The sequence below is a fragment of the Denitratisoma sp. genome, from assembly GCA_032027165.1.
Lineage (GTDB): Bacteria > Pseudomonadota > Gammaproteobacteria > Burkholderiales > Rhodocyclaceae > Desulfobacillus.
Genome location: JAVSMO010000001.1, coordinates 1,773,981 through 1,786,539, shown reverse-complemented (window position 1 = coordinate 1,786,539; position 12,559 = coordinate 1,773,981). Strand labels below are relative to the sequence as shown.

The following is a 12,559-nucleotide window of genomic DNA, read 5'->3' as shown; positions in this document are numbered from 1 at the left end:
CATTCCTATGTTTTTTGTGCAGCCCCAAGCCAGCAAACCCATCCGCGCCATCCTAGTCCACGGCATGGGCCGCACACCGGCTGCCATGCTGGTGCTGGCGGCGCGCCTGCGGGCGGCGGGGCTGCGTCCCGACCTGTTCGCCTATTCGGCGGCGCTGGAGGGGTGGGAGGGCTGCGTCGGGCGGCTCGGGGCGTTCATCGATCGCCGTGCTGCGGGGACTGACTTTGTGCTCGTCGGTCATTCGCTCGGCACCGTGCTGATCCGCGCCGCCCTGCCGCGGCTGGCCCGTCCGCCGCTCGGCTGCTTCCTGCTGGCGCCGCCGACGCGCGCCAGCCGGGCGGCGCGGAAATTCGCGCCCCGGCGCCTGTACAGGCTTTTCACCGGGGAGATGGGGCAGAAGCTGGCCAGCCCGGACTTCATGGAGGCCTTGCCGGTGCCGGCGGTGCCGACCCGCATCTACGCTGGCACGGGCGGCCCGCGCGGCCGCCTGGGGCCCTTCGGCGACGTGCCGAACGATGGCGTGCTGGCGCTCGACGAGACGCGGCTGCCGGGCGTTCCGCTGCGGACGGTGCCGTCCCTGCATACCTTCATCATGAATTCCCGGGAGGTGGCCGGGGATATTGCGGCGTTCGTACGCGCCGGGCCTCATGGATTTCCGCTTCCGCGGGAATGACGGCGGCCGGATATCCCTTTAGTTAGCATTGAAATTCCGCGTTTTCCGGGTGTAAGCGCCCGGCCATGGCGTAAAATGTCGCCTTTTGCGCCGGGGGTAGTCCGCCCGTTCCGGCTGTATTCCAGAGGCTTCGATGAAATGCGTGGATGATTTCCGCCTGCGGCTCGGCGGACGGGAACTGGTGCCGATCATGATCGGCGGCATGGGCGTGGACATCTCCACGGCGGAACTCGCGCTGGAGGCGGCCCGCCTGGGCGGCGTCGGCCACATCTCGGACGCCATGATCAAGACGGTCTCCGACCGCCGCTACGACACCAAGTTCGTCAGCGTCAAGCAGAAGCGCTACAAGCACAACGTCGCCAACGTCGACAAGTCCGAGGTGAAGTTCGACCTCGCCGACGTCGCCGAAGCGACCCGGCTGCATGTGCAGACCACCATGGAGGCGAAGCGCGGCGACGGGCTGATCTTCATCAACTGCATGGAAAAGCTCACCATGAACGCGCCGAAGGAGACGCTGCGCGTGCGCCTCACGGCCGCCATGGACGCCGGCATCGACGGCATCACGCTCGCCGCCGGCCTGCACCTGGGCTCCTTCGGCCTGATCGAGGACCATCCGCGTTTCAAGGACGTCCAGCTCGGCATCATCGTCTCGTCGCTGCGTGCGCTGCAGCTGTTCCTGCGCAAGAGCGCGCGCACCGGGCGGCTGCCCGACTACGTGGTGGTGGAGGGGCCGCTCGCCGGCGGCCACCTCGGCTTCGGCCTCGACGACTGGATGAAGTACGACCTGCGCGTCATCACGACGGAAATCCTCGACTGGCTGCGCCAGGAGAAGCTGGACATCCCGGTGATCCCGGCCGGCGGCATTTTCACCGGCACGGATGCGGTGAGCTATCTGGACACCGGCTCGGCCGCCGTGCAGGTGGCGACGCGCTTCACCGTCGCCAAGGAATGCGGCCTGCCGGCGAAGGTGCAGCAGGAGTACTTCAAGGCCGGCGAGGAGGACATCGAGGTCAACGGCATTTCGCCGACCGGCTATCCGATGCGCATGCTGAAGAGCAGCCCGGCCATCGGTTCGGGCATCCGGCCGAACTGCGAGGCCTACGGCTACCTGCTCGACTCGAGCGGCCACTGCGCCTACATCGACGCCTACTACCGCGAGGTGGCATTGCATCCCGGGGCCAAGAAGCTCGAGGTGTGGGACAAGACCTGCCTGTGCACCCACATGCGCAACTTCGACTGCTGGACCTGCGGCCACTACACCTACCGGCTGAAGGACACCTCGCGCAAGCTCGAGGACGGCAGCTACCAGCTGCTCAGCGCAGAGCACATCTTCCGCGACTACCAGTACAGCAAGGACGGCAAGGTCGCGCTGCCGGAGTGAAGCCCCGCCTCCTCAAAAGAAAACGGCCTCTTGCGAGGCCGTTTTTCATTTCGGCAATGGCGTCTCAGACCTTCGGTTCCTCCGCCGGCACCTGCAGCGCCATCGAGCGCGCCGAGATCGTGAAGGCATCGGAGAAGCACATGCCTTCCTCGGCGCCCTGGTCCTTCAGCTTCGGGAAGATCGCCTCGACCATCCTCACCGAGCCGCAGGCGTAGATCTCGTTGCCGGCGAGGCTGGGGAAGTCCTGCAGGATGGCCTCGTGCACCAGGCCGGTGCGGCCGGTCCAGGCGTCGTCCGGCCCCGGCTCGGAGAGCACCGGGATGAACTTGAAGTTGTCGTGGTCGCGCTGCCACTGCTCGGGCAGGTCGGCGAGGTACATGTCGCGGCGCTGCTTGACGCCCCAGTAGAGGCGGATCGGCCGCTTCAGGCCGCGGTGGAAGGCGTCCTCGACCATGCTCTTCACCGGGGCGAAGCCGGTGGCGCCGGCGACGAAGATGATCGGCCGGCTCGATTCGCGCAGCACGAAGTCGCCGAGCGGGCCCTCGAAGCGGATCGGGTCGCCCACCTTCATCTTCTCGAAGACGTGGGTGGTGAAGCGTCCGCCCGGCACCAGGCGGATCTGCAGCTCGATGTTCTGCGCTTCGTGCGGCGCGCTGGCGAAGGAGAAGGCGCGGCGCTCGCCGTCCTCGAGGATGATGTTGATGTACTGGCCGGCGGTGAAGGCGATGTGCTGGCCCTCGGGCAGTTTGATCGTCACGCCCATGACGTCGTAGGTCAGCTTCTCCAGCTTGTCGACGACGCCGACGTATTCCTTCACCGGGGCGCGCGCCAGGGCGAACTGCGGCTCGTATTCGATCTCGATGTCGGTGAGCGGGCTGGCGCAGCACATCAGCACCTTGCCCATGGCGCGCTCGGCGGGGCTGAGCACGCTGGGCTGGTAGATGCCGGGGTCGACCTCGCCCTGCAGCACGGAACACTTGCACATGCCGCAGCCGCCGTTGCGGCATTCGTAGGGCAGGTTGATCTCGCCGCGCAGGCCGGCGTCGAGGATGGTCTCGCCGAAGCGGGCCTTCACCGTCCTGTTGTCGGGATGCACGCTGATGTCCAGCTCGGCCTTGGCGCTGCCGCGCCGCTTCGGCGGCAGCCAGGGCGTCAGGTAGAGCAGGCCGGTCAGTCCGAACAGCATGCCCCACAGGTACTCGAGCGGCCAGTCGTAGATGAGCGGGTAGATCGCCAGCAGGAACCAGTCGAAGTCGATCTGGCCGACCTCGACGGACAGGTTGGCCGGCCCCTGGCTCACCACCGGCTTGACCAGCGAGAGCACGACGAAAGTGAGCGTGACCCAGATAGCGATGGCCTTCGGCGGGTTGATGTGGGCGCGCGGCACGCGCTGGACGTGGATCCACATCAGCATCAGCACCAGCAGCGGCGCGCCGAGGTGGATGAAGGCGATCAGGGTGAACAGGCGGTCGTTGACGTGGCCCTCGAAGATGAAGTTGCGGATCACCACGCCCTTGAACATCGGGAACCAGTCGAGCATCTCGGCGGTGGCGACGGTGACGAACTGGGCCAGCTGGTCCCACACCAGCATGAAGCCGTTGATGCCGGTGATGTACATCAGCCAGATGAGGACGACGCCGGTGATCCAGGAGAACCAGCGGAAGCCGCGGTACTTGTCGAAGGCGAAGTGGCGCACCATGTGCAGCAGCATGGTGAGGATCATGCCGTCGGTGGCGTAGCGGTGCACGCTGCGCATGATGCCGCCGGCCCACCACTGGTCATGGGTGAGCTCCTGCACCGACTGGTAGGCGTCGTTGACGCCGGTATCGGTGAACACGAAGAGGTAGAGACCGCTGATGCACACCAGCCAGAACTGCCAGAAGGTGATGGTGCCGAGGTGGTAGAGCGGGTTCAGCTTGTCGCCGAAGGCGATGTTGAAGACGCCTTCGACGCGCATGAAGAACCATTGCAGCGTTCTTTGTATGAGTTTGAGCATTGCGGGCTTCCGGGGTGGGGCGGCGATAACCTTAAGGAATGTGCGGGAATATAAGGGTTTAATAATTTACCTTCCATGATTTGCATCAAGGCCGCTGAAGTATGCGGCAAGGACAATCTCGCCGCCATGCATGCTGCGTGGCGAATAACCCCGACAGGAGAATAGATATGAACCATCCGCACCTGCACCTGCAAGCCGACCAGCTCTATCCCTTCGACGCGCGCGGCATCGCCAAGCGCTTCCGCCATGCCGCCATTTTCGGCGCGCTCGATGCGCTGTTCGCCGGCGAGACCATGCGTTTCTGCAACGACCACGATCCGCTGCCGCTGCTCGACCAGCTGCGCGCCCGCTACGGCGAGAAGGTCGACATCCAGTACGTGCAGCGCGAGCCGGGCGCGATCGTCATCGACTTCATCAAGAAGCAGGCCTGATCGGGGCGGCGCCCCGTGCTGCCGTTTCTCGTCGCCGCCGCCGTCGTCGCCTTCGCGACGGCGCTGGGACTGATCCTCTCCGGCGTGGCATCTCCCGCCGCCGCGGCGCATGTCGCCTTTGCGGCGGGCATCCTGCCGCTGATCTTCGGGGCCATGCTGCATTTCGTGCCGGTGCTCACGCGCAGCGGCGCGCCGGTGCCGGCGATGCGGCGGCTGCCGTTGGCGTTTCTCGCCGCCGGCGTCCTGGCGGCGCTCGCTTTCCTCCAGCCGGCCTGGTTCAACCCGCTGGTGCACGCCGGCGCTGGACTGGCTTTCATCGCCGCGCTCGTCATGGCCGTCTGGATCGTGCGCCGCGGCCGTGCCGCGCTCGGCGCGCCGCATCCCGGCCTGTACTGGTATCTCGCAGCGGTGCTGTGCCTCGCGCTCGCCCTGGCGGCGGTGCTGGCGATGCCGGCGTTGCCCGCGCAGCGCGCTGCATTGCGCCTGCTCCATCTCCACCTCAACACGCTCGGCTTCATCGGCCTCACCGCTCTAGGGACGCTCGCCGTGCTGCTGCCCACCGCCGCCGGGCGGCCCGATCCGGACGCGGCCGGCTGGCTGCGCCGCATGTTGGCGCCGGCGCTGACCGGCGTGCTGCTGATCGCGGCCGGCTCGGCGTGGTGGCAGCCCGCCGCCTATCTCGGCGCGCTGCTGCTGTTCGTGCCGGTGGCACTCCTCGGCACGGCCTGGGTGGCGCGCTTCCCCGCCGAGATCCTGCGCGCGCATGGTGCCGCGCCCTCGTTGGCGCTGGCGCTGGCCGGACTGCTGGCGCTGTTGTCCTTCGGCGCGCTGCACGCGCAGCGCCGCCTCGAAGGAGGCGATGCCGTCTTCGGTTTCTTCCTGGCGTTCCTATTGCCGCTGGTGACGGGCGCCGTGAGCCAACTGCTGCCGATCTGGCTGAGGCCCGGCGTGCAGACCGACTGGCACCGCGCCGCGCGCGTGCGGCTGGGCCGCTTCGCCGTGCTGCGGGGACTGACTTTTGTGGTGGCCGGCTGGCTGGTGGCGTTCGGCTGGGCGCCGGGCGCCTGGCTGGCGGCCGTTGCGCTGGCGGCCTTCGCCGCGCAGGCGCTGCCGGTGTCGGCGAAGCGCTAATCCTTCTTTTCGGCGGCGGCAATCGCCGCCGCGACGTCCAGCGTGCGCACTGCCTCGATGGCGACTTCCCACGCACCCTCGCGGCACAAGCCGCGGATCTGGGCATCCTCGTAGGCTTCCAGCGCCGCCTCGACGCAGGCGCGGCGCACGGCTTCGGCGATGTCCCGCGGCTCGGCCATGGCGCTCAATGCCTGGCGCGGCGGATCGCCATCAGCACGACGACGACGAAGACCAAGCCGCCGATGATGGCGACGAGGCCGCCCATGCCCATGATGCCCATGGCGACGATCTCGCTGGTGCTCCTCAGCGCCTGCTCGGCGCCGGCCACCTTGCGCTGCACGCCGTAGCCGCCCGACCACATCAGGCCGCCGATGTGCATGGCCTGCCCCACCGCATAGCAGTAGGAGGAGAACGTCGCCCACTTGCGCGAAGGCATGCCGTAGCCGAGGCGCGGCAGCAGGTGGTAGACGAGCCCCATCAGCGCCAGCGTCACGCCGACGATGCAGCCGTGGTAGTGCGCCGGGATCTTGACGTTGCTGCCGGCGATGGTGAACCCGATCAGGCCGCCGAAGCAGAACAGGGCGATCGAGGAATACAGCGCGGCGCGCAGCGGGCGCGCCTCGTCGGCGATGGGCTGGCCGGGACGCACCGCCAGCAGCACGGCCAGGGCCACCGGCAGGATCGGCAATCCGCCGCCAAGGCCCATGGCGAAGGTGAGCAGGTTGCGGTGCTCGACGGCATGGGCCGGCCACAGCAGGTAGGCGACGGGAATCGCCAGCGCGCACACCGTGGCAAGCGCGAAGCAGAGCACGGCGACGCGCGGGCTCATCGGCACGCGTGCGCCGCAGGCGCTTGCCAGCCACAGCCAGGCGACCAGCATGAATACCGTCCAGATGAACTGCAGGGCGTGGCCGCCGCCCCAGAAGAGGATCTCGTAATAGGCCTTTCCGTCGAGTCCGCCCGGCATGGTCAGCCAGGACCAGGCGAAGGCGACGATGGCGATGACGGCCGGCAGCAGGCCGAGGGTGAGGCCCGCCTGCAGCGCCTCGGCACCGTTCTGCGGCACCGACCATGCAGGCGCGGCGAGCAGGCTGCGCGCGACCAGCAGCACCGAACCGGCACCGAAGATCACCAGGCCCCAGAGGAACACCGGGTCTTCCAGCACGGGAATGTAGTTGGCCATCACCGGACCGCCGCGGCCGATGAAGGGCGACAGCGTCATGAGCAGGGTGCCCAGTCCGGCGACGGCGAGGGCGGCGCGGTTGAGGCCGAGGGCGCGCGTGCCGCCGGAGAGGGTCCACAGGATGCCGCCGAGGGAGACGAACCACACCAGCACCGAGAGATCGACGTGCACCACCAGGGTGACGCGGAAGAAGTCGCCGGCCGGCAGGAGGTTCTGGAACTGCGGCGCGCGCGAGAGGACGAGGACGATCGAGAGGACGCCGGAGCCGATCAGGGCGAGCAGGCCGAGCCAGAGCCAGCCGCGCGCCACGCCGGCCAGTCGGGCGTCGGCCTCAGGCAGGCTGAAGTCGGTGGTGGCGGAAGCGGGTTGGGCGAGTGCGGCCAGGCTCATTCAAAGAAGATGCCGCCGCGGTCCTTGCGCAGGTCGATGACGAGGATCTGCGCCGGCTTCAGCGTCATCTTCTCTTCGCGCACGTGGTTGAAGTCCGGGATGCGGGCGTTGTCGTTCATCTTTACCGAGATCAGGTGTTCGCCTGCCGGCACCTCGAAGCGCTTGTAGAGGGTCGAGGCGCCGTCCTTGGACAGGCCGGATGGCTGTGCCACGCCTTCGAACAAGGGCTCGCCGTTAAGGGCGATGTTGACCTTGATCGGGGAGCGCTCGCGCGGGCAGATCCTGGTGGCGCGCATGTTCGGCGCCAGCTTGGCGAGTTCCTCCGGCGTGCGTTCGCGGCATTCGCCGACCGGCTCGCCCTGGGTGCTGAAGGAGAGCTTGATGAGGGACTTGCCCGGTTCGATGTGGGTGAAGTCGGGCGAAGTGGAGAAGTAGCCGATGATCACGGCGAACAAGCCATAGAAAAGGGCCTGGCCTGCGAGCACCAGCGGGTTGGTGGGCGATTTGCTAACCATGTTGGGCGATCCTCCGGGGAGTATAAGCGCGCGGGCGTTTTTCGTCCGCGCTTAAAGTCTGCAAATGTTTGCGGAAATCATCGAGTGCCGCCTTGAGGTGGCTCATTTCGTGGCCGTCCGCCCATGCAAGGCGCAGGCGCTCGGACGGCACCGATGGGCGCAGGTGCGGCTCGCGACGGCCGGTGAGGCGCTCCTCCGTCCATTGCGTGCCGAAGCGGTAGGCGCAGCTGCCTTCGCGACATCCTGTGACGAGCACGCCATCGGCGCCGCTGCGCAGGGCGTATTCGACGAAGCTGGGCGGCAGCAGGCCGGTGCACATCAGGTTCAGCACGGCCGTGTCGGCATTTTCGAGACGGGATGCCTGGGCGGCGCACTCGCAGCCGAAGACGGCAATCTTCACCGGGCCGCTGAGGGCGGCGATCTTGCGTTCCATCTCCTCGCGCAATGCGCCGATCGGCTGCTGCGGCATGTCGATGCCGGTGACGAGCTTGTCCACACTGCGGAAGGGGGTGGAGGAGGGGCAGGCGCCGGCGCAGATGCCGCAGGAGGCGCACAGATCCGGAATCACGCGCGCCAGCTCGTGGCCGGGCTTGTCCGGGTGCGGCAGCATGGCGACGGCGCCGTAGGGGCAATCGACGAAGCAGCGGCGGCAGCCGTTGCAGTTGGGCGGATTGACGACGGCGACCGGACCCTGCTTCGGGTGCGGCAGCAGCGGCAGGGCCAGCAGCAGCAGGGTGAGGAGGCCGGCGATGGCCCACAGACCCGCCGGCGAGGTGGCGTACATCAGCGGGTGGATGAACAGGTAGTACCAATCGATGTGGAGCGTGCTGGATGCCATGGAGAGGTCGGCCTTGCCGTGCGAGACGGTCGGCTTGACCAGCGCCAGCACGATCAGCATGGCCAGCGTGCCGAGGGACAGGGCGCGTGCAGGAAAGACGTCGGATTGCGAGACGCGCTGGATGTGCACCCACAGGGCGAGCAGCAGGGACAGCGGAATGCCGATGTGCAGGAACACCAGCAGCGAAAAGAAACGGTCGGTGAGCAGGCCCGGCAGGAAGTTGCGCGTGGCCGGCGTGCTGAAGATCGGCAGCCAGTCGAACCACTCGGCGCTGGCGACGGCGGAGAACAGGCCGAGCTGGTCCCACACCAGCCAGTAGCCGCCGATGCCGGAGGCGTAGACCAGCCAGACCGTCGGCACGCCGGTGATCCAGGAATACCAGCGGAAGCCGTAGAAGCGGCCGTAGAGGAATTCGCGCAGGATGTGCAGCAGCATCACCAGCACGAGGCCGTCGGCGGCATAACGGTGCAGGCTGCGGATGATGCCGCCCAGCCACCATTGCTCGTGGGTGTAGTACTCGATCGAGGTGTGGATCTCCTCGATGCCGGTGTCGAGCACGATGAAAAGGTAGATGCCGGTAGCGAGGGCGATCCAGAGGAAATAGAAGCCGAGCGCGCCCAAGTGGCGCCACGGATTGGCGGCGGTGCCGAAGAAGGCATCGAAGAAGCTTTCGATGCGCTGCATCAGGGCGAGGCCGCCCTGGCGGATGGAACTGGACAGACTCACGTCGGGGCCCGCGGACGGGTTTATTAGAGTTTTATGATATTAACTTGAAGCTTTCGGCGACTTGACCGGAGTCAAACGCCCTCGGATTTCTTGCTGCGCAGGCCTCTCCATATATACCAGCTGATGTAGAGGAAAAAGGTGAGGAAGCCGGCGATCTCGACGATGAGGGCGTAGTCGACCCGATACTGGCCGGTTTTCGGGTCGTAGATCGAGCAGAGGATGCGCACGCGGTCGAGGATGTCGGCAATGGCGCCGGTCTGCGCCACGGGCGCGCCGGTGACGAGCTGCTTGAGCGGCTCGACCAGCAGGTCGGCGCTGGGCGCCTCGCCGTAGATTTGCCGATAGACTTTTCCATTGGCATCGACGATCGTGACCTGCACGATGTGGTCGAAGCCGGCCGGCGTCGGCGCATAGCTGAAGCCGAAGCTTTTCGTCAGATCGTCGACGATGGCGGGCGCCGGACTGAGGAACTCCCAATTCGGAAAGACGATGCCGTTCTGCGCGGCGAACGCCTTCATTGCGGACGGCGAGTCGAAAGGCTGGTTGAAGCCGATGCTGACGACGTTGAAACGGTCGGCACCGAGCACGGCGACGGTGTTGGTGACGGCTTTCTGCAGGTTCCTGGTGGTGGTCGGGCAGACATCGAAGCAGCCGGTGTACATGAAGCTGACCAGCAGTGGCTTGCCGCGGTAATTCGCCAGTCGCACCGGCTTCTCGCTGCGATCGAGCAGGGTGAAATCGCCGATGGGCTGGTTGACGACGGATTGCGACAGCTTGAGCGCCTTTTCCTCGTCGAGCACCGCCACGTTTGGCGCCGCTGCCGGATCGAGCGGGCGCGAGGCGACCTTGCCGTCATGCTGGGCGGCGAGCACCGTGGCGCAGCAGGAAAGCACAAGCGCAGAACAGAAAATCCGCGTGTATCGTGAAATTCGCATGGCCCGCATGATCTCTGTCGTACGTCGCAGCGTCAAGCGAAGAGATCAAATAAAAAAGGGCCGCTTGCGCGGCCCTTTTCCGGATCGCCCGGCCTTGCGGCCGGGGCGGTCGGTATTACGCCAGACCCCACAGGGAGGACAGGTACTTCCAGTTCACGAAGTAGTACAGGATGAAGGCCGTGAGGAAGATCAGGGCCAGCACCAGCGTGCCCGGGGTGGCGGGCGGATGCGCCGCGCCGCCGGGGGTCGGGGCCGGCAGGGTCAGCGGGATCGGCGTGCTGCGCGTCTCGCCTTCCTCCAGCTTCTTGCCGAAGAGGATGGACAGGACGATCTGCAGGATCCAGCCTGCGCCGCCGACGATGGCGATGCAGCTGAAGATGCCCGTCAGGCCCATCATCAGGTAGGCCGCACCCGGCCACTCGTAGGCCATCGGCGCGCCGGCGAAGGCCATGTCCCAGTGACGGCGGGAAACGCCCAGGGTACCGGCGCCCATCATCACCAGCGCCACGACGTACATCGCGAGGCCGAAGAGATAGGGCTGGATCTTGGCGAAGCCGGGGAACAGGACTTCACGCTTGAACAGCACCGGGACCAGGAAGTAGGTCAGGCCCATGAACGCCAGCGTGGTGCCGATGACGACCGTCGCGTGGAAGTGGCCCGGCACGTAGATGGTGTTGTGGATCAGCATGTTCAGCTGTTCCGCGCCCATCATGACGCCGGAGATGCCGCCAAGGAAGCCGAAGCCGATCAGCGAGAGGAACATCGACGAGAAGGCCGGGTTGCCCCAGGGTGCCTTCCGCAGCCACTCGAAGAGGCCCTTGTTGTAGCCCTTCAGGCGCTGCGCCTGCTCGATGGCGCCCGGCACCGTCATGCCGTGGATCATGGAGGCCAGCACCGCGAAGTACATGAAGTACGAGGTGTTGACCACCTTCCACTCGGAGCCCATGCCCGGGTCGGACAGCAGGTGGTGCGCGCAGGCCAGCTGCAGGAACAGGATGTAGAGGAAGTAGGCCGAGCGGCTCACCTTCTCGGACATCGGCTTGGCGCCGAACACGATGGCGGCGATGGCGTACCAGATCGCCACGTGGGCGGAGACGTTGATCTGCTGCGAGCTGTGGCCCATGGCCCACCAGACGACGCGGTACATCAGCGAATCGATCTCGCGGATGTAGCCGAGCGACCAGAGCAGCGTCGGGATCAGGATGATGGCGCCGCCGGCGATGGTGAAGATGGCGATGATGCAGGCGGTCAGCGCGCCGAAGGTCACCAGCGGGATCGAGCCTTCATAGGTCTTCTCCGCCTTGGCGATCACCAGGGTGCCGAGGAAGATGAAGCAGATGATCAGCGCGCCCACGGCGAACAGGATCAGGCCGAGGTAGAAATGCCACTTGGCCTGCATCGGCACGTAGGAGGTGAACATCACGCTCGACTCGCCCTGGAAGATGGCGACGTTGGTCATGATTGCGCCGATGGCCATCAGCACGGATGCGGCCCAGGCCAGCTTCGGCGTCGCCAACCGGCAATGCAGCAGCGTCGAGGAGGCGAAGATCAGCACGGCCATCTCGAAGAAGATGATCCAGAAGATCAGCATGTCGATGCCGTGCGCGGTGAGCACCATGTAGAAGGTGTCGGCCGACAGCAGGTGAACGGCCGGCCAGCGCGTCAGGATGACGCCGAGCGCCATGATGCCGCCGACGAGCAGCGAAAGCACGCCGGCGACGGCGTGGAAGCGCATCAGCTTCTCGGCCTCGGTGTCGAATTGCAGCCCGGAACGCGGGCAGATGCGGTAAGTCGTAGCCATTTACGCGCCCCCTTATTTCACGTAGATGCGACCGACCATCGTGTGATGGCCGATGCCGCAGTATTCGTTGCAGACGATGGAGTAGGTGCCGGCCTGGTTCGGCGTGATCTTGATCACGTGGTCGTAGTTCGGATGCACCTGGATGTTGATGTTCTGCGGCTGCAGCGAGAAGCCGTGCATGTAGTCCATCGCCGAGAGGTGGAGCTTGTAGGTCTTGTCCTTCTCAAGCTCGTAGATCGGCCACCAGTCCCAGAGACGGCCGATCAGGTAGATGTCGGAGCCGGCGGGCGGCTTGACGACGGGAATCTGCTTGTCGGTCTCGGTGCGCACCGTGTACTTGTCGACCACGGCTTGCGTCTTGGCGGCGTACATCTCCTTGGTCGTCTTGTAGGTTTCGTTGGCCAGGTTCTGGTTGCCGTAGATATGCCACCAGATCATCATCACGAACATGGTCAGCGACCAGATCAGCGCGATGGCGATCCAGGTGTACTCCAGCTTGTCGATCGGGTGCTTCCACCAGATCCGGTCTGCGGGCGGCAGGATTGCGCTCATCAGTTTC

At 66.2% G+C, this 12,559-nt stretch carries 12 protein-coding genes; 4 read left to right on the top strand and 8 right to left on the bottom strand.

The window, feature by feature from the left end; genetic code table 11:
• The first annotated feature begins 7 nt into the window (after positions 1–7).
• A complete protein-coding gene (locus ROZ00_08820; protein MDT3736313.1) occupies positions 8–673 on the top strand; it encodes an alpha/beta hydrolase in 666 nt (221 codons plus the stop codon).
• A gap of 133 nt (positions 674–806) precedes the next feature.
• Positions 807–2,054 carry a nitronate monooxygenase gene (locus tag ROZ00_08815; GenBank protein ID MDT3736312.1) on the top strand — a complete coding sequence of 416 codons (1,248 nt, stop codon included), beginning with the start codon at positions 807–809 and terminating at the stop codon, positions 2,052–2,054.
• A 64-nt stretch (positions 2,055–2,118) separates the two neighbouring features.
• Here ROZ00_08815 and ROZ00_08810 read toward each other — a convergent pair whose 3' ends face one another.
• On the bottom strand, positions 2,119–4,050 hold the full coding sequence (locus ROZ00_08810; protein MDT3736311.1) for an FAD-binding oxidoreductase: 1,932 nt from the start codon (positions 4,048–4,050) through the stop codon (positions 2,119–2,121).
• 167 nt (positions 4,051–4,217) lie between these two features.
• Here ROZ00_08810 and ROZ00_08805 point away from each other — a divergent pair, with 167 nt between their 5' ends.
• Positions 4,218–4,481 carry a DUF2249 domain-containing protein gene (locus ROZ00_08805; GenBank protein MDT3736310.1) on the top strand — a complete coding sequence of 88 codons (264 nt, stop codon included), beginning with the start codon at positions 4,218–4,220 and terminating at the stop codon, positions 4,479–4,481.
• A 15-nt stretch (positions 4,482–4,496) separates the two neighbouring features.
• Positions 4,497–5,612: a hypothetical protein gene (locus tag ROZ00_08800; GenBank protein ID MDT3736309.1), complete on the top strand. Its 1,116-nt coding sequence runs from the start codon at positions 4,497–4,499 to the stop codon at positions 5,610–5,612.
• Here the strand turns inward: ROZ00_08800 and ROZ00_08795 are convergent.
• The 7 genes from ROZ00_08795 to ROZ00_08765 form a co-directional block, all read right to left on the bottom strand.
• Positions 5,609–5,791 (bottom strand): hypothetical protein, encoded by a 183-nt coding sequence (locus ROZ00_08795; protein MDT3736308.1) that lies wholly within the window; start codon positions 5,789–5,791, stop codon positions 5,609–5,611. The two genes, ROZ00_08800 and ROZ00_08795, sit on opposite strands and share 4 nt — an antisense overlap.
• A gap of 5 nt (positions 5,792–5,796) precedes the next feature.
• A complete protein-coding gene (locus tag ROZ00_08790; GenBank protein MDT3736307.1) occupies positions 5,797–7,185 on the bottom strand; it encodes a cbb3-type cytochrome c oxidase subunit I in 1,389 nt (462 codons plus the stop codon).
• On the bottom strand, positions 7,182–7,700 hold the full coding sequence (locus ROZ00_08785; GenBank protein MDT3736306.1) for a hypothetical protein: 519 nt from the start codon (positions 7,698–7,700) through the stop codon (positions 7,182–7,184). Before ROZ00_08785 ends, ROZ00_08790 begins: the two co-directional genes overlap by 4 nt.
• Positions 7,693–9,264 carry a hydrogenase iron-sulfur subunit gene (locus ROZ00_08780; GenBank protein ID MDT3736305.1) on the bottom strand — a complete coding sequence of 524 codons (1,572 nt, stop codon included), beginning with the start codon at positions 9,262–9,264 and terminating at the stop codon, positions 7,693–7,695. The genes ROZ00_08785 and ROZ00_08780 overlap by 8 nt, the downstream gene beginning before the upstream one ends.
• 71 nt (positions 9,265–9,335) lie before the next feature.
• Complete coding sequence (locus ROZ00_08775; protein ID MDT3736304.1) at positions 9,336–10,199, bottom strand: SCO family protein; 864 nt, start codon at positions 10,197–10,199, stop codon at positions 9,336–9,338.
• A 115-nt stretch (positions 10,200–10,314) separates the two neighbouring features.
• Positions 10,315–12,000: a cbb3-type cytochrome c oxidase subunit I gene (locus ROZ00_08770; GenBank protein ID MDT3736303.1), complete on the bottom strand. Its 1,686-nt coding sequence runs from the start codon at positions 11,998–12,000 to the stop codon at positions 10,315–10,317.
• Between the two features lie 12 nt (positions 12,001–12,012).
• Complete coding sequence (locus ROZ00_08765) at positions 12,013–12,552, bottom strand: hypothetical protein (protein MDT3736302.1); 540 nt, start codon at positions 12,550–12,552, stop codon at positions 12,013–12,015.
• Positions 12,553–12,559: the final 7 nt, after the last annotated feature.